Consider the following 20,890-nt stretch of genomic DNA (forward strand, 5'->3'; position numbering starts at 1 on the left):
GATGGAATCTTTAATACTTGTTTTAGTAGGTATATTAGTAGCTGTTGCGACGTACTTAATCCTCTCTAAACAGTTATTACGTGTTATTTTAGGCACTGCTGTTTTATCACATGCTGCCCACTTGCTGATTCTAACAATGGGAGGTCTTAAAAAAGGGGATGTACCATTATTAGGTGAATCAGAGGGTCCTTATACAGATGCATTGCCGCAAGCCCTAATTCTAACAGCTATCGTTATTAGTTTTGCTGTGACTGCGTTTGTTCTCGTTTTAGGTTATCGAGCGTACAAAACAAATGGTTCAGGGAATTTTGATGAATTGAGGGGTACGCCGGATGAGTAATATGATTGTTTTACCATTAATAGTACCAGTAATTACAGCTATTTTACTGGTGTTTTTAAAAGAGCATGTCTTTTTACAACGGATTATTAGTTTATTGACATTAAGCTTTATCGTTATTATTAGCGTGATTTTATTAGTAGAAATTCAAGAACAAGGGATACTGCGCATTGACTTTAGTGGTTGGGCACCGCCTTTTGGTATCTCATTTGTGGCAGATTCCTTCGCTACGCTGCTCGTGTTAATAGCAAATCTTGTAGCAGTTATTTGTATGCTATATGCAATTTTTACAATGGAGTTAAGGTATGAAAAGATGTATTTTTATCCGTTTACCTTACTAATGATAGCTGGTGTTAACGGTTCATTTTTGACAGGAGATATCTTTAACTTATTTGTATGCTTTGAAGTGATGTTGCTGGCTTCATATGCACTTATTAGCCTAGGTGGAAAAAAGATTCAGCTGCGTGAAGCATTAAAATATGTGCTTATTAATATTGTTGCATCTTGGATTTTCTTAGTGGCATTGGCCTTTCTCTATGGAACAGTCGGTACATTAAATATGGCCCATATTTCTGTGCGTGTGATGGAAGCGGGAGCAAATCCACTTATTACAACAGTGGCACTCATTTTCTTAATTGTCTTTAGCTTAAAGGCCGGATTGTTATTATTCTTCTGGCTCCCTGGCTCTTATAGTGTACCTCCCACTGCCATTGCCGCTTTATTCGCAGCATTATTAACAAAGGTTGGGATTTATGCACTTGTAAGAACATTTACATTGCTTTTCCCAAATAATACTGAAGTCACACATATGGCACTTGGCATTATGGCAGGTATTACAATTATAGCAGGCTGTATCGGTGCTCTTTCAGGGCGTGATGTTAGAACTATTGCTTCTTATAATGTATTAATTGGTGTTGGGTTTATAGTAGCTGGTCTAGCGATTGGTACAGAGTCTGCTTTACAGGGCGTTGTCTATTATTTAATGCATGATATGGTGGCAAAGGCTATGTTATTTGTAGCTGTCGGTATGATGATTTATGTAACTGGGGAAACGGTCATAGATAAAATGAGTGGGCTTATTCGGAACTATCCGTTCTTTGGATGGCTATTCTTTGTGGCCATGTGTTCATTAGCTGGTATCCCGCCATTGAGTGGCTTTTTAGGGAAGGTTTTAATTGGACAAGGTGCGATAGAGGGCGGTAATTTTGTTCTATTAGGTCTAGGATTTTTCTCTAGTTTAATTGTTTTGTATTCATTACTGCGGATATTTCTCTCCTCCTTTTTTGGCGAAACCATTATTAGTTTAGAGGATGAAAAGCCTTTACCCAAACGTGTAATACTGCCGTTAACTTTACTGGCTGCTTGTACAATTAGTTTAGGAATAGGGGCTGAGAAATTGGCACCCTTTGTAACCGATGCAGCAGAAACGTTATATACACCATCTATCTATATAGACGCTGTTCTAGATGGTGAACAATGGCAAGGTGAGGTGAATAAATAATGGCGATGCAGTTTATTTTAAACTTATTTATCGCAGCACTTTGGTTACTCTTGCAAGATGAAGTGACTCCACAATTTTCAACGTTTTTAATGGGGTTTATCGTAGGAATGGGTATATTATATGCGATGCACCGCTTTTATGGGACCCAATTTTACTTGCGCCGAGTCTTTTCGATTATCAAGCTATTATGGCTATTTAATTGGGAGCTATTTTTATCAAGCTATAGCGTATTAAAACAAATTACTACACCAAAGCTAAACATTACGCCAGGTATTTTTACTTATAAAACCGTACTCGAGGGTGATTGGGAAATTACGGCGCTAGCATTATTGCTAACTTTAACACCTGGCTCTGTCGTCATGGAAGTTTCTGAAGAGGGCGATGTCTTTTATATTCATGCGATGGACATTGAGCAGTCTAAGGATGCTGTCATTCGCTCTATTGGAAAGTTTGAACAAGCAATAATGGAGGTGACGCGTTAATGATAGAGAATATTTTACTTCTGGCTCTCGCCTTCTTTAGTATTTCCATCGCGCTGTCGTTGTATCGGGTTATCCGAGGCCCATCTATGCCTGACCGAGCCATCGCTCTCGATACAATTGGTGTAAATCTTTTATCCGCTATTGCGATTGTTTCGATCATATTAAAAACAAAGGCTTACTTAGAAGCCATTCTTATACTAGGTATTTTAGCGTTTATTGGGACCATTGCCTTTACAAAATATATTGAAAGAGGTGTGATTGTTGAACGTAAATCAAATGATTGAATGGGCGGCAGTCATCCTCATTTTGATCGGTTCGATTGTGAGTGTTATTAGCGCATTTGGCATGATTCGTTTACCAGATGTCTATACGCGATCACATGCTGCTACGAAAAGCTCCACATTATCCGTGTTAACTTGCTTATTAGGTGCATTTATATACTTTTGGGTGCACGATGGTTATGTCAGTGTCCGATTAATTTTAGGTATTCTATTCGTCTTTGTTACAGCTCCAGTTGCCGGACATTTAATATGTCGTGCTGCATATCGTTCTCATGTTCCATTAGCGGAAGGCTCTGGTGAGGACGAATTAAAAGATAAATTATTTACGGAAGACAAATAAGCAAGAGACCTCCAAATGGGGGTCTTTTTTATTTCCACAGAAATTTTGATAAAGAATGAAGGGATAATTATTAAGCTTTCGGAAAATAGTAAGGAAAGCGAACTCGAAAATAATAAATTTACTTATCTGAAAATTTCGTATATAATATTTCGCTAAAAATTTTCTAGTTTATCTTGATTATTATTTCAAAAGAGTATATCTTAATTAGCAGATAGTTTTTTTATTCTCAAACATGAATAAATATCCAATCGACTACTTTCGAGAAATGTATTCTCATACACAATACATTATAAATAAAAGGAGATGCTTAATGATGAAAAATAAGTTATTCATGATAATTCTTGTCCTAGCTATTGGCGTACTATCAGCTTGTGGCGCTAAAGAGGATAATGCAGATAATTCTGGCTCAAATACTGATGGTAGTACAGACAAACAAGTATTAAAAGTTGGTACTTCAGCAGACTATGCGCCATTTGAATATGTTGACGCTGCAAAAGGTGAAGAAATTATTGGATTTGATATTGATTTAATTAAATTGGTTGGGGAAAAAATAGATGTAGATATGCAAGTGCAAGATATGGACTTCAACAGTCTTGTACCAGCGTTACAAGCAGGGAAAATTGATGTAGTAATTTCTGGTATGACACCAAACCCTGATCGTGAAAAGGTAGTAGATTTTTCTGATCAATACAATGAAACAGAGCAAGTAATCATTGTTAAAAAGGATAGCGGTATTAAAAAGGAAGCTGATTTAGCTGGTAAAAAAGTCGGTGTGCAAACAGCCTCTATTCAAGAAAATTTAGGTAATAAAATTGCTAAAAAAGTGGATGTTTCAGTTGAAGGACGTACACGAATTCCTGAAATTATTCAAGATATGATGTCTAAGCGCTTGGACGCAGGTATTTTAGAGGGTGGCGTTGCGAAAGGTTATTTAAAAACAAATGATCAATTAGCAGCCTTCCCTGTAGAAGAACAGCCCGAGGATTTCAAAGCGATTGCTGTGCCAAAAGGCAGTGATCTAAAAGAAAAAATAAACAAGGCATTAAAAGAACTAGCTGAAGAAGGTAAAATTCAAGAGCTAGAAGAAAAATGGTTAGAAAAAGTTGAATAATACATGCATGCGATAGCTCTTATTTGAGCTATCGCTTATGCTTTTCAGTTCAAACTAATACGCTTCGGCATGATTACGTCTAGATTTTTTCGAGTGTGCTAGAAAACCCCCACTCCAATATCTGTGACATCAAGCTTCTGTATTTGTTGTTTCGTTTTCGGTACAGCTGAATCAAGATGAAAAAGAAAGGAGGGAGCGCTGTGAATTTGGATTTTACAGCTATCGTTCCCTCTATTCCTTATATTTTAAAAGGGATAGGTGTTACACTTCAAATTGCAATAGGTGCATCCATCATTGGTTTTATCGTCGGTATATTACTAGCCTTATGTAAAATTGGAAAGGTAAAAGTTTTACGCTGGTTTGCTGATTTTTATACGTCGATTTTCCGTGGTACACCACTAGTATTACAATTATTAATTATTTATTATGCGGTACCACAATTATTAGATATTCAAATCGAGCCTATTCCAACGGCCATTATTGCATTTGGATTAAATTCGGGTGCTTATATTTCAGAAATTATTCGTGCAGGTATTAATGCTGTGGATAAAGGGCAAATGGAGGCAGCACAAGCTCTTGGCATTCCTTATGCAAAGATGATGAAGGATATTATTATTCCGCAGGCAGTAAAAAATATTTTGCCCTCTCTAGTTAATGAATTTATTACACTAAATAAAGAAACAGCAGTTGTCACAGTAATTAGTGCCCTTGATATAATGCGTCGTGCTTATATCGTAGGCGGTTCGACCTATCGATATCTTGAACCTTTACTATTTGCCGGTATTATCTATTACCTCATGACACTTGTTTTAACGTTCCTTGGTAAACGAATCGAGAAAGGAATGAGAAAAAGTGATTAAAATTGAAGATTTACACAAATCATATGGACAGAATGAAGTACTAAAAGGTATTTCAACCGAAGTTAAAGAAAAAGAAGTAATTGCTATTATCGGACCTTCAGGATCTGGCAAATCAACATTCCTTCGTTGCCTTAACTTATTAGAAATCCCTACGAGTGGAAAGGTAACAATTGCTGGGGATGTTCTTACAGATAAAGGGACAAATATTATGAAAATACGGGAAGAAGTAGGGATGGTATTTCAGCATTTCCACCTTTTCCCACATAAAACAGTGTTAGAAAATTTAACGTACGCTCCAATTAATGTAAAAGGAATGGATAAGGCGGTTGCGATAAAAAGTGCAGAAGAGTTACTTAAGAAAGTAGGTCTCTTTGAAAAGCGCCAAGAGTATCCAAACCGTTTATCTGGTGGACAAAAACAACGTGTTGCCATTGCCCGAGCACTAGCAATGGATCCAAAGGTCATATTATTTGATGAACCAACGTCAGCACTTGATCCAGAAATGGTTAAAGAAGTATTGGCTGTTATGAAAAACCTAGCAGATAGTGGCATGACAATGTTAATTGTTACACATGAGATGGGCTTTGCACGTGAAGTTGCTGACCGTATACTCTTCTTAGATGGTGGTAAGCTTATTGAGGATGCCCCTCCCGAGCAGTTTTTTACAGCACCTTCAACACAGCGAGCAAAGGATTTCTTAGAAAAGGTTTTATAAATAATCAAACGCAGTAATTTCTCTCTGAGAAGGGAACTTACTGCGTTTTTTTATTCAGAACGCAAAAATATAAGGTTATGCCTTTTGTGATGTAATGAATTGAGAGAAAGAAGATGCATCAAATTGATTTTGTAATGTTTCGAATGTAAATAATTCCTCAATATGATAAGTCCCTGCTGGATATTTGTTATCTAAGAGTTCTCTAGCAATTGCCGCTGCAACTTTTGCTGTCACAAGTGATTCATCACGATCTTTAAAGTCTAGTGTCACAGTCGCTTCTTTATGTTGTATCTTACCAATGGCTTCAATTTGTATGGAGCACACATCTGTACCCATTTTTATTTTTTGAACGAGGGAGGCAAGCATGGATTGTATTCCTTTAAATTTCAATAAATAGGAAATACGACTTTTTTGTAAGAAGGCGACAAACCAATTAAGTGATTCGACATCAAAGCCTAATCTCGTCACGATGGGCACACTAGGAAAATAATGAGCTAATGTGTGCTGATCTGAAAAGTTGAATTGGTACACGCTACGTTTTCCAATACCTCTAAATTGCACAGATCTCTTACTAGTGAAGTTAGTAATAATCTGATTTTCGTAATGGTAATACGGAATATTTAATTGTTGCAAAATCCAGAGAATAGCTGCAGTGCCATGGGTATCTCCTGCTCCAAGTAAAATAGAAATATGGAGTTTCTCGATAGTGGTTAAAGGCTTGGTCGCATGCATGGCCATTATATTAGTTAATCCCGGAGCCATACCGACACTGAATATGGCAGTTGAACGATACTCTATAGCTGTCGTATGAAGATTTTTTAATTGTTTGAGGAAGGTATGGCTAGCTGTAATATCAATATACTTAATCCCTTCTTTCAAGCAGGTTTCTGCAAATGCAGTATCTTGTTGTTCCAAACACATAATGACCAAGGCTACATTGGCTAATTGCTGTGGATGTACAGTATTAGATACATCCATTTGTAAAGGTGTCGCAAGACCATTGAGCTGTGCACAAAACTGTCTGGCTTTTTCTAAATGCCTTCCGGCGATACATACATTATTTGGGTAGCTAGAGAGTAGTATTTTTGCAATTTTACGTCCAACTTCACCATAGCCACCAACAATTAATATATTGTCTCTTGTCATTTTTTTACTTCTTCTTTAATGGCTAATAAGGCTTCAACCATATGTGATTTAAAATATGGAGTAACCTTTGAAAATCCGACTTTTTGTAGGAGGTCAGTTAGCAATTCAAGTGTAATTGGATGGGTAGAAGAGCCAAAGGATTGCTCAAAGCGAAGCCAGTGTTCTTCAGACAAATTATTTTGCAGCATAGAGCTTCGCCAATACTTGAGTTGGTGTTGGAATGATACAGCTGACATGTCTGCATTAATGGATGATATAAATAAAATTCCGCTATCCTGTAAGCTATCCGCCATTTTTTGTAGTAGAGCTTTCTTTTGTTCAAGTTCCTCAATAAAATGTAAAACTAAGTGACAGGAAGCCACTTCAAACTGATGGTCAAACACTACCGAAAGTAAATCTTCCTCATACCACTCAATATGAAGAGGGTGTTCCAATTTCTCTATATGTTTATGGGCAGCCTGTAGCATAATTTTAGAAGTATCAACGGCTGTAAAGTGAGAGAAGGGGAAAGCTTCCCCTAGAGAAGAGAGTTCCTGACCGCCACCAGCTCCAACTATAAGCATGTTATCAATAGTCGGGTAACTTTGAAGAATATCGGTCATCATGTCATAGATAAGGTCGTAACCAATAATTTTTTGTCGAATAGTATATTGGTAGTTAGAATTGAAATTATGCCAGTCATGTTGTGGATTTTTCATTTTTACCTCCTTGTTGTACAATTTAATTAAGAATTATTCTCAATTATAAATACTTATGGAAAATGTGCTATCCCATAATTCTGGGGGAGGAATTTCGTGCAAGATATTCATTACTGGAAAAGAAGGTCAGAAATCCACTTAAGAAATAGCCAGACTTCAGTTCAATACCGACAAAAGATGATAGAAGAATTGCGAAATTTTATTAGTTTTGATGCATATTGTTGTACCATGACAGATACCCAAACCCTTTTTTCTATAGGAGCTGTTACAGAGCAATCAATAGAGGATATTCATCAGCAAATAATGTCTTTGGAATATGGCTCAGATGATATAAATAGCTATGTATATCTCGTGGAGAGTGGCCAATACATCGGTAAACTTAGTGATGTGAGTAGTCAGAGTAAACGTTATCGAGAGGTGCTAAAACCTAATGGATTCAGTGATGAAATTCGAGCTGCATTGATATTTCAGGGGCAATGCTATGGTTTTTTAACACTATTTAAAACGATAGAAAACGGACAGCGCTATTTCCAAGATGCTGAGGTAAATCAAGTGAAAATACTCATGCCTGTTATGGCTGAGGCATTAATGGGGTTTTACCATACGATTATAGAAGAGCGGCTCTTCATCGAAGAGGAACAGAGTGGAATTATGATTTTGGATAAAGAGTATCGTATTATTTCCACCAACACAATGGCTGCTCAATTGTTAACACTTTTAAGAAACAATGAAGGCTTGCTTGATTGGCAAATACCTAAACCAATTCAGTCGTTTTGTGCAAAGCTACAGGCTAACAAATTGAACAGCCAAACTTCGTTATTAGTGCCGATTAATAACACGGGTTATGTAACAGTCCAAGCATCAGTTCTCATGACAGCAGATTCACAGCAGCAAATAGCCATACTATTAAATGAAGCATCACCTAAAGAAATGTTAACCTATTTACTGAAAGCCTATCATCTTACACCTAGAGAAAAGGAAGTAGTAGTAGAAGTAATGAAGGGGATGCCAACAAAAATTATTGCACAAAACCTTAGGATTTCTAGTTATACCGTTCAAGATTATTTAAAGCTAATTTTTCAAAAGGTAGATGTTGGAGATCGAAATGAATTAGTATGGAAACTCTTTACGCGTTTTAATTGAATAAATAAGCCTTACTTCAATCTGTTTATGTTCATTCATGGAGCATGAGCAGATTTTTTTGGTTCTTTGACAAAATAATAGGTCGAAAGGTTAAGAAAAATTAACCTAAAAAATGGAATTATTCCGTAGAAGAAAATAGGGAAGTTGTAATATAATAAAAAACAGTAAGAGAGTCCTAAGAAAAATACAATGCTCGACACCGATTTTAGGTAGTAAGAGATAGAAAATAAAATACATCCGCTTTTATTATTCAGAAAATTCAGATAAAAAGGAGGGAAAAATGATGACGTGGACTTTTTATTTAAATGTCACAAATAACACAGATCGAGATTTAGAGTTAGTAGAATCGCAGTTACATTGGGGTTATTGGAATACAAATGGTGAAGAGGATAAAAAACCTCAATCGATTAAGGCAGGGGAAACGATTCAAGCAGTTGGAGCCAAATCAGCCTTTGGACCAAATGGCTATGAGTTTTCTTGCTCCTGGAAAGATAAAAATAATACAACACAAGCACCATATGGAGTAGTAAGCCTTTATGTAAATGTTCCCTATAATGACCCAAATGAAGCTAGATGTCTAGCAAATGGATATTTTGAAGTAGCTGAGTGGAAAGACATTCCACACGATGGTCATAACTTTGTTCGAAATATACGGATCTCTAATAAAATGGATAAATTGAAACAAAAAGAAACAAGAAATAATTTATTTACGGACTGGTCCAAAATAAAAACTTTAAACGAAATTGAAGATGTTCGAGAAATTGATTTGAACCAATCGATTCCGAGTGGTGTTCATTTTGAAAAAATGCCATTATTCAGAACGCCTCTCTTCGATATTTCTAAAAAATTATGGGACGGGGTCAATGATTTAGAGTTTGATAGCCTTTATTTAAAGCAGCGAGAAGCACAACAGTATTTTTCTGTAGAGGTAACTTGCTTAAGAGGAGATGCTTCTAAAATTGAAACTGTTACTAAAAAGGGAAAAATTACAGTAATAGATGAGTATGGATTATCTACTACTAGTAAAGTAGTGGAGGAAAAGGTTTGTACTATTGAAACTGCCTTTAAATTTACTGAAAAGGTATCTGTATCTGATGAAAAAGTAGTGAAAGCGAGCGTAGCACAGGAACTACAGGCTGAATTAAAGGCGAAATTTAATATATTAAATGCTGTTACAAAAGAGCAACATCAAACAGAGAAAAAGACAAAGACAAGAGTTTTTGAAGCTCCCTCGGATAAGGATATGGACGTTGTGCCATGGATTTTTAGTAAAATGATTCTTCTTTACCGAACAGACAATCATAATATCACAACACTCATTGGCGCATCGGAATGGGATTATGCAGTCTTACACCGTACGCATGTATACGATGTGATGGATAACGCGAAGAAAAAAGTACCGACAGGAGGAGCTTACTAAAATGGCGACTTGGACATTTTCATTAATGATTACAAATGCAACAGACCGTGAGCTTGAAGTGTTTCAATCACAGTTGGAATGGGGAATCTGGAACACCCAAGATGAGGAGAACAAGAAGCCGGTTAGTATCCCACCAAATACAACATTGCAGGCATTGGGCATAAAAGCATCCACTGGTCCAAATGGTTATGAATGCTCTTGTTCGTGGCGTGACAAGACACAGCTAGGTGAAAAATCCTATGGCACCATCTCGCTTTTCCTGGACGTACCTCAAAAAAGTAAGAATCGATCTGAATGCTTAGCTGACCATCAATTGCACGTAGATAGCTGGGAAGACTTGCCTGAAAAAGGACATAATTTTGTAAGATCTATCATTGTGACCAATAAGAATGCTTAGAAGAAAGTGGAACAAACATCATGAAAATAGAGCTTAAATCTATAGTAAAGGAAGATGAAGCACTTCTCTATGAAATCTACGCCTCTACAAGAAATGAAGAAATAAATTCATGGGGATGGTCGACTGAACAAAAGACACCTTTTTTAGATATGCAATGGCGTGCACAGCAAGCTTCCTACAATCAGCAATTCCCAAGAGCGAGTCATTGGAAAATTGTCGTAGATGCTGAGGACGTGGGCAGGTTTCTCACGGAAGAGCAACCTGAATACCATCATCTTATAGATATAGCTTTATTGCCAAATTACCAAGGGAGAGGTATTGGGACACTTCTTATTGTTCAACTTCAGAAAAAAGCGAAGGAACAACACAAAGCAGTTGTATTACAAGTTCTTAAAACTAATTCTGCAAGAGACCTTTATGAAAAACTAGGATTTCAAGTTATTCAAGAAGATGAGATTTATATGAAAATGCTATGGAAATAAAAAGAAAAGGAGAGTGTTGGCATGTCAGAGGCGTATTTAGGTGAGATTCGTATGTTTAGTGGTCAGTTTGCTCCAATGGATTGGGCGCTTTGTAATGGGCAACTGTTATTGATTAATCAGTATCAGGCTCTTTATTCATTAATAGGAAATAAGTATGGAGGGGATGGAGTAACAAATTTTGCTTTACCAGACTTACGTGGAAGAATCCCCATTCATCTAAGCCCGCAATATCCTATTGCGAGTAATGGTGGAACGGAAAAAGTAATACTGACAGAAGGTAATTTACCATCCCATACTCATATGGTTTCAGCAAATAAAGAAAAAACGGATACAACAGAAAGTTCACCAGCTAATAATGTCTGGGGAAAAGCTGATTTAAAGAATTATCAAACAAATTTAGCTAGTGATATTGTGCAGATGAATACCACTTTAGTGTCGTCTGTGGGTGGCAATCAACCTCATGAGAATATGATGCCATCATTGGCCATTAATTTTATTATTGCAACGCAGGGTCTTTACCCTGATTTTTCTTAAAAGGGGGAGAGTATATTGGCAGAACCATTCTTAGGAGAAGTGCGGCTATTTAGTTTCGACAAAATACCTCAAAATTGGTTACCGTGTGATGGCCGGCTATTACTAATAAGACAGCATACAGCACTTTATTCTTTAATAGGAAACCGCTACGGAGGAGATGGTAAAACAACTTTTGCTCTACCTGATTTGCAAGGAAGAGTACCACTTCATAAAAGTGATCAAATTGCCTATGCGTCGATTGGCGGTGAGGCAACACATACATTGACAATAAATGAAATGCCTAATCACACGCATGAAGTTTATGCTGATGATGGCGTAACAAATAAACCATCCCCAATGAATAATGTGTGGGGAAAATTCGATGGGAATCCTATGTTTTCCAGTAATATAAATACTCAAATGAGTTCAACGGCGATGACAGTTACAGGACAAAGTCAGGCGCATAATAATATGCAACCTTATCTAGTAGTATCGTTTTGTATTGCAATAAATGGAATTTATCCACCTAGAAGCTAAGGAGGGACAAAAAATGGCAGATGCCTATACAGGAGAGATTCGAATATTTGCTGGAAATTATGCACCAAGAGATTGGGCTTTTTGTGATGGCAGTACATTACTTATTCAGCAGCATGCCGTGTTATATTCGATTATTGGTAATAGATTTGGTGGGGATGGCAAAACAGATTTTAAGTTACCAGATTTAAGAGGTAAAGCGCCCATGCACTACGGAACTGGCACAGGACTCACAACAAGAGAATTTGCCAAAGAAGTAGGGGTAGAAAATGTGACATTAAGTAATGAGCAGATTCCTGCCCATAAACATGTATTACAAGGAAGCTCGAAAACTACTGGTGGAGATAGTAGTCCTGAAGGTGCTGTTTGGAGTGCTATAGGTGGACTAAATCCGAAAAAATTATATAAAGAGTTTACAGCAAATACAAAAGTAAATATGCATCAGCAAGCGATTGGTACAACTGGAGGGAATTTGCCACACAATAACATGCAGCCTTATGTAGCGTTGAATTATATTATTTGTTTGTATGGAGAATACTACCCAGTGAATGAAGGGTGAAGGAAATGAAAAATGATAAACAGGTAAATGTGGCATTAATGTTGGTTGCAATGTTGCTTATAATTGTGCAACCATTTTTAGAATTACAAGTTGTGAGGGCAGCAGTTACAACTATTTTCCCTAGTAAGATTGTGACGGGAACGGTCTATCAAGGAATACCAAATAGTGTTGACATTTTAGAAGAAATTGCTGGAGTTGGGGGTTATGATTCAGGTGATCAGACAAACACTGCTTATGTAAAATTTAACTTACCATCAAACTATGATTATTCTAATGCAAAATTAAGTCTTACACCTATTCCTGGTTCGGATAGTGGTGGAGATATATCCAATTTAACAATTAATATTGGCAGCTCGGACGATTGGATAGTTACTGACGGGAATACATATCCTCTAACTTCTTTGCCAAGTAAGAAGGTAGGTATTGAGAAGGATTTTTCAAAACCAACTTATAGTTTTAATAATTTTAATTCCCCTATTTTATTACCTATCGGTGATTTACTTACGGAACAAAATATTAATGATATAGGTAGTAGTAATATTATTACACTAATTCTTTCCTCACCAAATATGAAAGATGACTATGCTGTTTTTAACAACATATCATTAGTCGATTTTAACACCTCGCCTCAAGTGAAACATACAGTCAGTTTTGAAACAGATGGTGGGAGTGCAGTGCCAAGTCAATCTGTTGTTAATGGCGGAATGGCAACGATGCCGGAGGTAGAGCCAATAAAAGCTGGCTATACATTTGGCGGCTGGTATAAAGACGCTGATCATACAGAGAGCTATGATTTTAATAGTAATATTACAGGAAATACGATAATTTACGCCAAGTGGAATGCACAGGCGTATACCGTGAGCTTTAATACAGACGGAGGAAGTGCAGTATCTAACCAATCAGTACTGCACGGTGGTAAGGCAACAATACCAGAGGTAGAGCCGACGAAAGCGGGCTACACATTTGGAGGCTGGTATAAAGATATAGGCGGTACACAGGTCTATGATTTTAATAGTGTTATCACTGAGGCTACGACAATTTACGCCAAGTGGAATGCACAGGCGTATACCGTGAGCTTTAATACAGACGGAGGAAGTGCAGTATCCAATCAATCCGTAGCGCATGGAGAAAAGGCAAGTGAACCAACCCCAGCTCCTACAAAAGGAGGCTATACATTTGAAGGCTGGTATAAAGACGTTGGTTATACACAGACCTATGATTTTACTAGTGTCATCACAGAAAACACGACAATTTATGCCAAGTGGAATGCGCAGACGTATGTCGTGAGCTTTAATACAGACGGAGGAAGTGCAGTATCCAATCAATCCGTAGCCCATGGAGAAAAGGCAAGTGAACCAACGCCAGCGCCCACAAAAGGAGGCTATACATTTGGAGGCTGGTATAAAGACGCTGGTTATACACAGACCTATGATTTTACTAGTGTCATCACAGAAAACATGACAATTTATGCTAAGTGGAATGCACAGACGTATATCGTGAGCTTTAATACAGACGAAGGAAGTGCAGTATCCAATCAATCTGTAGCCCATGGAGGGAAAGTAAGTAAACCAACGTCAGCGCCAACGAAAGCAGGCTACACATTGGGAGGTTGGTACACAAGCAATACACTAGAAAAACTATTTGACTTCGAAAGTAGTTCTATTACAAGAAACATTACTATTTATGCCAAGTGGGTCAGTAATGTATCACCACCTACCAGCAATAATAGTAGTAACAGTGATAGCTTTACTCCTACAACAAACACAGAACGTATTGTTGTAGAGGTCGAAGGAGAAGACGGTGTAAATTTATCTAAAACACCTATTACTCGTACAACGATGCCAGATGGAGTTATAAAGGATCATGTTTCTATGTCAGAGAATATCGCTAAGGAAACTATAGAAAAAGCGAAACAAGTGGGTAATGATTTTGCTCGTATTATTATTCCTGATACAACTGATAAAGTTAGTGAAGTTGTCATTGAGATTCCCAAATCTTCATTAATACAATTAAGTTCTGGAAACATAAAGTTAGAAATGGCTACTGCGAATGTGGTGATTTCTATCCCAGATTTATCGAATTTTAACGATGATTTATACTTCCGCTTGGTTCCTATTAAGTCATCAGAACAGCAACATCGAGTGGAAGAAAGAATATTAGAAGAAGAAATAATTAAGAATTCAATAAAAAGTGAAAAAGTGCATTTAATTGGTCGTCCAATGACAATTGAAACGAATATGCAAAATCGTCCTGTGACTTTAACACTACCATTACCAAAAACTATCACTCAAGAACAACTTGATAATTTAGCTATTTTTATCGAGCATAGCGATGGCACAAAAGAGTTATTGCGTGGGAAAGTCGTAGATTATCAAAAAGATATGCAAGGTTTGCAATTTGAAGTTCAGAAATTTTCTACCTTCTCGATTCTCTATTTGCCAGAGAAGGGAAAAGTGGAGGAACCTACAACTAACCATGTGACACATATACCTTATATTCAAGGCAATTCAGATGGTACATTCAGACCGAATGCTTCTGTAACTCGCGCCCAAATGGCAAGTATGTTTGCTAGACAACTAACTGGTAATGCAATCCCTACGTCGAAGGCAACATTTACAGATACTGTTCAGCATGATGCCAAAGATGCAATTGAATTTGTGAAAAATACAGGTTTATTTAACGGTGTTACGGAGACAAGCTTTCATCCAAATGGCTTCATTACACGTGCCCAAATGGCTGCAGTAGCGGCTCGTTGGATAGAAAAGCATTGCGCAAACAATCCAAACGCAGATTTTTGTAAACCGACTTCACAAGGTAGAGTTTTCAAAGATGTTAGTAATAATCATTGGGCTGTTCAAGCCATTAATACTGTTAATGCAAGAGGGATTATGACCGGTACAATGGCAGACGCATTTGACCCCGAGGTTTATTTAACACGTGCACAAGCAGTGAAGGTACTTAATCGCTTGTTTGAGCGTCAAGCAGTGACAGAACTTCAACAGCCAATATTTAAAGATGTCCCAAGCGATCATTGGGCATTTAACGAGATTCAGGAAGCGGCAGTAAAGCATATCCATAGTAAATAACGAATTAGATAAAAATGCTAGATGTTGTAAGTACTTTAGCTAAGTAAAACCCAAACAATATTACAAAACTTTCATTTTGAGTTTTGTAATAGTTTGGGTTTTCTGTTTTATTGCTTCGTAAGTTTCAACTTTTTAACGACAGCAAGATTATGTAATTGTCTTTGATATATCAAATAAAGGTTAAGAAAAATTAACTTTTGTTATTATGATATTCCGTAGTTAGGTTTTTAGTACTGATATATAATAAAAAATGAGTTAAAAGTCATGATGAAGGAGAAGTTATTTGCCAACAGTTGTATTTACATAATTTTGAAAAGAGGAGGGGTCACCTTGTATCGAAAAGGTCTTATGATAGCCATTTTACTAACTTTAATCTGTAGTTTTTGTTTTCAAGAAAAATTATCCTATGCAGCATCTGTTAATCGTCCACCTGTTGTTGTAGCTTCAGAAATAATTCCAAAGCAATCCATGACACTTGGTCAAGAGAAAATTGTCATTGATTTAAGTAAGTTATTTTATGATGCTGATAATGATCCTTTAATACTTAAAGTTATTACTGAAACTGTAGGCATTGTCACAACCGAGGTAAGTTCAAATTTATTAACAATTGAGGCACTATCACCAGGAAAGACAAAAATTAAGGTTAGTGCTGATGATAGAAAGTTAGGGAGAGCAAGCAGTAGTTTTGAAATAGAAGTTCTACCTAAGTCAAATAATATACCAATAGTAACGCAATTAATAAATGATCAAACTGGGCTTGTTGGTGATACGCCAATTCTGATTGATGCAAGTCACGTATTTACTGATCTAGATGATGATACTTTAACATTGTCAGTTAGTTCCAATGATGAATCTGTTGCTACAGCACAACTGAATTCTCAAATGATAAGTATCGCACTAATAGGCATAGGTCAGAGTATCATTTCAGTACAAGCGGATGATGGTAACGGAGGTAGCGAAATGACAACATTTGCTGTTACCGTAACGAGTCCACCAAACCAACCTCCTGTGGTTGCACAACCTATAAGTAACCAATTATGTATTGTGGATGATGAAATCATTATAGATGGCACTGGTATATTTTCAGATGCAGACAATGATGTTCTCACAATAAACGTTACTTCCAGTGATGAATCCATTGCTACAGTTCAAATAAATGCACAAACCATTACTGTTCTGCCGATTGCTGCTGGTATAAGTACAATTACAGTCCAAGCAGATGATGGAAAAGGAGGGCAAGTATCTACAAGCTTTTTAGTTACTGTATCTAATCCGACTGTAAACCATTCCCCAAAAGTTGCTAAGACCATTAGTAATCAAAGAGCAACAATGGGAGGGAATAGTTGGAATGTCTTAGTGGATGGTATATTTTCAGATGATGATAACGACCCATTAACATTAACTGTAAGCTCAAGTAATAGTGGAGTGGCAACTGCTAGTCTGAATGGTACGTCACTTAAAATTACTCAACATTCATTGGGGACAAGCGTTATAACTATCACAGCAGATGATGGAAAAGGAGGACAAGTATCCACAAGCTTTATAGTCAGTGTAGATGCCCCAGGACTTTTTATATCAGATTTTGTGCAAAATGGAGAATATAATGATGTTCTAGAAATTTATAATGCAACAATGGTTCCTCTATCAAATTATAAAGTAGAAATACAGCAGTATAATCTAATTTTTAAACAACATACGGTCAAAACATTAGATATACCTTTAATACATCCAAATACTAATTTTGTAGTAATACATTCTTATTTTTATGATTTTTTTGATATTACTGTTTCACCATATTTCAATGATGAATTTGTTTTTAGAGATGCATCTAAAATAACAGTGTCCATTACATTAAAAGACAGTACTGGAAATGTTGTAGATATGTTAGGAGCTAGGGATTCAAACATCTCTATATTGCAAAGTAGCGGTGGCTATATAAGAGATAAAAGGCTACAATCTGGTACTTCAAATTTTAATCATTCGGAGTGGCTATTATTGCCTAAAGATGACTACTCTACAATCGGTCATTATTAAAATTTGATTCTAAATAAAGAGAGGGTGATTGTTATTCGATACTCTAAAAGAAAAGTAATAAATTTAATGCTGCTAACTATTTTAATAATTTATATGATGCCTATATCTCCAGTAGCAGCAAAAAGTGATTATTATTCATTTAATGCTGCAACTAATAACGAAGAAATGAAATTGGCCATGACTACGGATTGGCATGTATTACATTACTCTGCTAAAGGAAATGAATTATATCAAAATTTTAAATTAGCTGATCAAAATTATTTGGCTAATAAATTACTAGTCGAACGTCCACAGACAGGGTATCAATCTACAAGTACATTGCGACAAGTATATTTAAATGCTGTCAATGATCGTTCCTACCTTATAAATGTTAACAATGCGACAGACGATCTGACACTTTGGACCATTTTTATTGATGATGAACATTTAAATTATAGTCATTTTAATCTCCTTACGATTGATGATCAAGATAAAGTCTGTCAGCAAATAATTATGGCACGTCCTAATCAAGGTTATGATGCAATAGAAACTTTACAAGCTGTGTTGGATAGTAAAGTTAATAGTATTTTAAAACAAAAAGTACATCTTGATAAAGATGCACTTACTATTGTATATGCTCAAGATGATACTTCAGAAAATGTAACAAAAAATCTTGTTCTACCGATTGTTGGAGAAAATGGTGCGACAATTACTTGGGTATCTGACAAACCCGAAGTAGTGAAAGATAATGGAAATGTTATACGCCCATCTTCAGACAAAGGAGATCAAATGGTTACATTGACTGCTAAAATTTCCATAGGTGAATATGTGGAAACTAAAGTTTTCTCTATTCTTGTTAAAGCATTTTCTCCTAGTCAAAATGCGTTTTTAAAGGAGTTAACGATTTCATCTGGTACCTTAAATATCCCATTTAACAAGAAAACATTATCTTATACAGCCCATGTTCCAAGTACAGTAGGTAGTATATATATAAGACCTATGGCTGAGGATGAAAAAGCTAGAGTAACAATAAATGGTAAGGCAACTACCGAAGCAATAAAGCTTTTAACAGGTGTGAATACAATAAAGATTTTTGTAACTGCTGAAGGTGGTAGCCAAAGGGAATATACAATTTTAGTTACTAGAGAAAATGCTCCTAGTAATAGTAAGGATACAACTGCCTCTGAATCTCCAGAAACTCCTTCTCCAGAAATTATTACTATAAATATAGAATCTAGTAGTGGGGAAACGGTTTCTAAAACGGCTATTAAACGATTAAAAGATTTAGATGGATCAATGAGAGATGAAGTTATTTTAACCGAAAAGAATATGTTGGAAGCTATTACTAAATTAAAAGAGGAAGGATCAGATCAAGCGCGTATCGTTATTCCCGATTCGCACGATAGAGTAAAACAAATTGATATATCAATGCCTAATAATATTATTACCCTGTTGAAAAACAATCAATTGAATTTAAATATCTCAGCTTATCATGTGAAAATCGATGTATCTAAATATTCCTTGGCAACATTTAATGACAATTTATATTTCCGACTAATCCCTTTAGGTGAGGAAAACGACCGATTAAAAATCGAAGAGCGTGTGAATGGTGAATTCATGGATCAAGAGATAACGGGTAGTTCATTTAGTAAGGTATTAGGGGGTTCGATGAAAATCGAGACTAATATGCAGAATCGCCCAGTAACATTAACCTTACCTCTGCCTAAAGATTTATCCGAAGAACAGCTTAAAAATCTAGCTATATATATCGAGCATAGCGATGGTTCAAAAGAATTATTACGTGGGAAAGTTATTGATTATCAAAACGATATGCTAGGTTTACAATTTGAGGTTCAAAAATTCTCTACCTTCTCCATTCTCTATTTGCCAAAGAATGAAGATGTGGAGGAGCCTACGACTGACATTACACATACGGCGTATATCCAGGGCTATGTAGATGGTACTTTCCGTCCGAATGCCCCTGTTACACGAGCACAAATGGCTATTATGTTTGCTCGTCAATTAACAGGTAATGCAATTCCGCAAACGAAGGCAACCTATACAGATACAATACAACATGATGCTAAAGATGCGATAGAATTTGCGAAGGAAAAGGGTCTGTTTGAAGGGATTACGGTAACCAACTTTAATCCAAATGGCTTGATTACCCGTGCACAAATGGCAACAGTGGCTGCCCGCTGGATAGAAAAGCAATGTGCAGTTCGTCCAAATGTAGATTTTTGTCAACCGACCTCACCAAGTGCAGAATTTAAAGATGTGAGCGTCAATCATTGGGCTCATAAAGCGATTCATACTGTCAATGATTGTAGCATTATGATCGGTACGACGGCACTGACATTTAATCCTGAGGGTTATTTAACACGTGCGCAATCAGTAAAAGTCCTTAATCGCTTGTTTGAGCGTCAAGTAACAATAGAACATCAACAGCCAATATTTAAAGATGTCCCAAGCGTGCATTGGGCATTTTATGAGATTCAAGAAGCGGCAAAAAAATAAAACGAAGCACGACGATTCAATAACTAATCGTCGTGCTTTTTTGCCTTTATGCAAAGAGGAATTGATAACCAGATCCTCTGACTGTTACAATTTTAGCTTGGTGTCCAGAGATAGACTCCAACTTTTTTCGTAAATTACTAATATGCACTTTTAATGCCTGTGTTTGTCCTAAACTATCTTCTGCCCAAATGAGCTTATACAGGTCAGATGGATGAAAAATTTGCCCTGGTCGCTGTGCTAAAAAGTATAGAATATGAAACTCTTTAGTTGATAAGGTTAAAGCGACTCCATCGATGTACATCTTTCCTGAATGTAGGTGAAAGTGAAAATCTTTGATGACTTGAACATCTTCATTTCGTATACTTCCGTCTGTTAGTTGCTGAACTTCCCCCCTCCGTAAAGAGATCCTCTCAATTGTTTTCATTAAACGGGCTTTTTCAATAGGCTTTAAAATATAGTCAATAGCCTGAACAGAAAACGCCTCAATCGCATAATGCTCGTAGGCAGTCACAAAAACGATGTCCAGTATAGGTGTTAAATTTTCTATTTTACTAGCGAAATCAATACCACTCATCTCAGCCATTTCAATATCTAGAAAAAGAATATCTGGTTTGAGCGTAGGAATGTTTGCTATAGCTTCTAAAGGATTGAGAAATTTTCCAATAATATCAATAGCCCCATTGTCCTCTAACATAGCCTCTAATAAATTGATTGCTAAAATTTCATCGTCCACAATGATTGCTTTTAACATTCTT

At 36.5% G+C, this 20,890-nt stretch carries 21 protein-coding genes; 18 read left to right on the forward strand and 3 right to left on the reverse strand.

Annotation, left to right across the window (positions count from 1 at the left end):
* Window position 1 precedes the first annotated feature (1 nt).
* The 8 genes from MKY88_RS00825 (at window position 2) to MKY88_RS00860 (ending at window position 5,627) form a co-directional block, all read left to right on the forward strand.
* Complete coding sequence (locus MKY88_RS00825; RefSeq protein WP_004233143.1) at window positions 2-340, forward strand: Na(+)/H(+) antiporter subunit C; 339 nt, start codon at window positions 2-4, stop codon at window positions 338-340.
* Window positions 333-1,838, forward strand: coding sequence for a Na+/H+ antiporter subunit D (locus MKY88_RS00830; protein WP_328204603.1), 1,506 nt, complete (start codon window positions 333-335; stop codon window positions 1,836-1,838). The genes MKY88_RS00825 and MKY88_RS00830 overlap by 8 nt, the downstream gene beginning before the upstream one ends.
* Window positions 1,838-2,320 carry a Na+/H+ antiporter subunit E gene (locus MKY88_RS00835; RefSeq protein ID WP_069479713.1) on the forward strand — a complete coding sequence of 161 codons (483 nt, stop codon included), beginning with the start codon at window positions 1,838-1,840 and terminating at the stop codon, window positions 2,318-2,320. The genes MKY88_RS00830 and MKY88_RS00835 overlap by 1 nt, the downstream gene beginning before the upstream one ends.
* A complete protein-coding gene (locus MKY88_RS00840) occupies window positions 2,320-2,604 on the forward strand; it encodes a Na(+)/H(+) antiporter subunit F1 (protein ID WP_025116881.1) in 285 nt (94 codons plus the stop codon). Before MKY88_RS00835 ends, MKY88_RS00840 begins: the two co-directional genes overlap by 1 nt.
* On the forward strand, window positions 2,582-2,941 hold the full coding sequence (locus MKY88_RS00845) for a Na+/H+ antiporter subunit G (protein ID WP_036122161.1): 360 nt from the start codon (window positions 2,582-2,584) through the stop codon (window positions 2,939-2,941). Before MKY88_RS00840 ends, MKY88_RS00845 begins: the two co-directional genes overlap by 23 nt.
* A gap of 313 nt (window positions 2,942-3,254) precedes the next feature.
* Window positions 3,255-4,052 carry a transporter substrate-binding domain-containing protein gene (locus MKY88_RS00850; RefSeq protein WP_328204638.1) on the forward strand — a complete coding sequence of 266 codons (798 nt, stop codon included), beginning with the start codon at window positions 3,255-3,257 and terminating at the stop codon, window positions 4,050-4,052.
* Between the two features lie 200 nt (window positions 4,053-4,252).
* Window positions 4,253-4,912 (forward strand): amino acid ABC transporter permease, encoded by a 660-nt coding sequence (locus MKY88_RS00855; protein ID WP_031418079.1) that lies wholly within the window; start codon window positions 4,253-4,255, stop codon window positions 4,910-4,912.
* A complete protein-coding gene (locus tag MKY88_RS00860; RefSeq protein ID WP_069479714.1) occupies window positions 4,905-5,627 on the forward strand; it encodes an amino acid ABC transporter ATP-binding protein in 723 nt (240 codons plus the stop codon). Before MKY88_RS00855 ends, MKY88_RS00860 begins: the two co-directional genes overlap by 8 nt.
* A 75-nt stretch (window positions 5,628-5,702) precedes the next feature.
* On the opposite strand, the gene MKY88_RS00865 is transcribed toward MKY88_RS00860, so the two are convergent.
* A complete protein-coding gene (locus tag MKY88_RS00865; RefSeq protein WP_340812836.1) occupies window positions 5,703-6,773 on the reverse strand; it encodes a saccharopine dehydrogenase family protein in 1,071 nt (356 codons plus the stop codon).
* Window positions 6,770-7,471, reverse strand: coding sequence for a class I SAM-dependent methyltransferase (locus MKY88_RS00870; RefSeq protein ID WP_340812837.1), 702 nt, complete (start codon window positions 7,469-7,471; stop codon window positions 6,770-6,772). The genes MKY88_RS00865 and MKY88_RS00870 overlap by 4 nt, the downstream gene beginning before the upstream one ends.
* A gap of 96 nt (window positions 7,472-7,567) precedes the next feature.
* On the opposite strand from MKY88_RS00870, the gene MKY88_RS00875 reads away from it, so the two are divergent.
* From MKY88_RS00875 to MKY88_RS00920, 10 genes are all read left to right on the forward strand, one after another.
* Window positions 7,568-8,614, forward strand: a complete 1,047-nt coding sequence (locus MKY88_RS00875; protein WP_340812838.1) for a helix-turn-helix transcriptional regulator — start codon at window positions 7,568-7,570, stop codon at window positions 8,612-8,614.
* Between the two features lie 280 nt (window positions 8,615-8,894).
* Complete coding sequence (locus tag MKY88_RS00880; protein WP_340812839.1) at window positions 8,895-10,034, forward strand: hypothetical protein; 1,140 nt, start codon at window positions 8,895-8,897, stop codon at window positions 10,032-10,034.
* 1 nt (window position 10,035) lies between these two features.
* Entirely contained in the window at window positions 10,036-10,431 is a 396-nt protein-coding gene (locus tag MKY88_RS00885) for a hypothetical protein (RefSeq protein WP_340812840.1), read from the forward strand.
* 20 nt (window positions 10,432-10,451) lie between these two features.
* A complete protein-coding gene (locus tag MKY88_RS00890; protein WP_069479720.1) occupies window positions 10,452-10,913 on the forward strand; it encodes a GNAT family N-acetyltransferase in 462 nt (153 codons plus the stop codon).
* A gap of 21 nt (window positions 10,914-10,934) precedes the next feature.
* Window positions 10,935-11,447, forward strand: a complete 513-nt coding sequence (locus tag MKY88_RS00895) for a phage tail protein (RefSeq protein ID WP_193833579.1) — start codon at window positions 10,935-10,937, stop codon at window positions 11,445-11,447.
* 15 nt (window positions 11,448-11,462) lie between these two features.
* Window positions 11,463-11,963, forward strand: coding sequence for a phage tail protein (locus tag MKY88_RS00900; RefSeq protein ID WP_069479722.1), 501 nt, complete (start codon window positions 11,463-11,465; stop codon window positions 11,961-11,963).
* 13 nt (window positions 11,964-11,976) lie between these two features.
* Window positions 11,977-12,519: a phage tail protein gene (locus tag MKY88_RS00905; protein WP_193833581.1), complete on the forward strand. Its 543-nt coding sequence runs from the start codon at window positions 11,977-11,979 to the stop codon at window positions 12,517-12,519.
* A 5-nt stretch (window positions 12,520-12,524) separates the two neighbouring features.
* A complete protein-coding gene (locus MKY88_RS00910) occupies window positions 12,525-15,605 on the forward strand; it encodes an InlB B-repeat-containing protein (RefSeq protein ID WP_340812841.1) in 3,081 nt (1,026 codons plus the stop codon).
* Window positions 15,606-15,935: 330 nt separating this feature from the next.
* Window positions 15,936-17,639: an RTX toxin gene (locus tag MKY88_RS00915; RefSeq protein ID WP_340812842.1), complete on the forward strand. Its 1,704-nt coding sequence runs from the start codon at window positions 15,936-15,938 to the stop codon at window positions 17,637-17,639.
* Window positions 17,640-17,663: 24 nt separating this feature from the next.
* Window positions 17,664-20,135 (forward strand): immunoglobulin-like domain-containing protein, encoded by a 2,472-nt coding sequence (locus MKY88_RS00920; protein WP_340812843.1) that lies wholly within the window; start codon window positions 17,664-17,666, stop codon window positions 20,133-20,135.
* A 46-nt stretch (window positions 20,136-20,181) separates the two neighbouring features.
* Here MKY88_RS00920 and MKY88_RS00925 read toward each other — a convergent pair whose 3' ends face one another.
* Window positions 20,182-20,886 (reverse strand): LytR/AlgR family response regulator transcription factor, encoded by a 705-nt coding sequence (locus tag MKY88_RS00925; RefSeq protein ID WP_193834146.1) that lies wholly within the window; start codon window positions 20,884-20,886, stop codon window positions 20,182-20,184.
* Window positions 20,887-20,890 lie beyond the last annotated feature (4 nt).

This window comes from Lysinibacillus sp. FSL R7-0073 (assembly GCF_038009065.1).
Taxonomy (GTDB): Bacteria; Bacillota; Bacilli; order Bacillales_A; family Planococcaceae; genus Lysinibacillus; species Lysinibacillus fusiformis.

What these genes read in the sequence shown, in the direction of transcription:
- MKY88_RS00865 (WP_340812836.1), bottom strand. Translation starts at nt 6,773, where the DNA reads ATGACAAGAGACAATATATTAATTGTTGGTGGCTATGGTGAAGTTGGA.
- MKY88_RS00835 (WP_069479713.1), top strand. Translation starts at nt 1,838, where the DNA reads ATGGCGATGCAGTTTATTTTAAACTTATTTATCGCAGCACTTTGGTTA.
- MKY88_RS00825 (WP_004233143.1), top strand. Translation starts at nt 2, where the DNA reads ATGGAATCTTTAATACTTGTTTTAGTAGGTATATTAGTAGCTGTTGCG.
- MKY88_RS00830 (WP_328204603.1), top strand. Translation starts at nt 333, where the DNA reads ATGAGTAATATGATTGTTTTACCATTAATAGTACCAGTAATTACAGCT.
- MKY88_RS00880 (WP_340812839.1), top strand. Translation starts at nt 8,895, where the DNA reads ATGATGACGTGGACTTTTTATTTAAATGTCACAAATAACACAGATCGA.
- MKY88_RS00885 (WP_340812840.1), top strand. Translation starts at nt 10,036, where the DNA reads ATGGCGACTTGGACATTTTCATTAATGATTACAAATGCAACAGACCGT.
- MKY88_RS00890 (WP_069479720.1), top strand. Translation starts at nt 10,452, where the DNA reads ATGAAAATAGAGCTTAAATCTATAGTAAAGGAAGATGAAGCACTTCTC.
- MKY88_RS00905 (WP_193833581.1), top strand. Translation starts at nt 11,977, where the DNA reads ATGGCAGATGCCTATACAGGAGAGATTCGAATATTTGCTGGAAATTAT.
- MKY88_RS00850 (WP_328204638.1), top strand. Translation starts at nt 3,255, where the DNA reads ATGAAAAATAAGTTATTCATGATAATTCTTGTCCTAGCTATTGGCGTA.
- MKY88_RS00870 (WP_340812837.1), bottom strand. Translation starts at nt 7,471, where the DNA reads ATGAAAAATCCACAACATGACTGGCATAATTTCAATTCTAACTACCAA.
- MKY88_RS00925 (WP_193834146.1), bottom strand. Translation starts at nt 20,886, where the DNA reads ATGTTAAAAGCAATCATTGTGGACGATGAAATTTTAGCAATCAATTTA.
- MKY88_RS00895 (WP_193833579.1), top strand. Translation starts at nt 10,935, where the DNA reads ATGTCAGAGGCGTATTTAGGTGAGATTCGTATGTTTAGTGGTCAGTTT.
- MKY88_RS00840 (WP_025116881.1), top strand. Translation starts at nt 2,320, where the DNA reads ATGATAGAGAATATTTTACTTCTGGCTCTCGCCTTCTTTAGTATTTCC.
- MKY88_RS00910 (WP_340812841.1), top strand. Translation starts at nt 12,525, where the DNA reads ATGAAAAATGATAAACAGGTAAATGTGGCATTAATGTTGGTTGCAATG.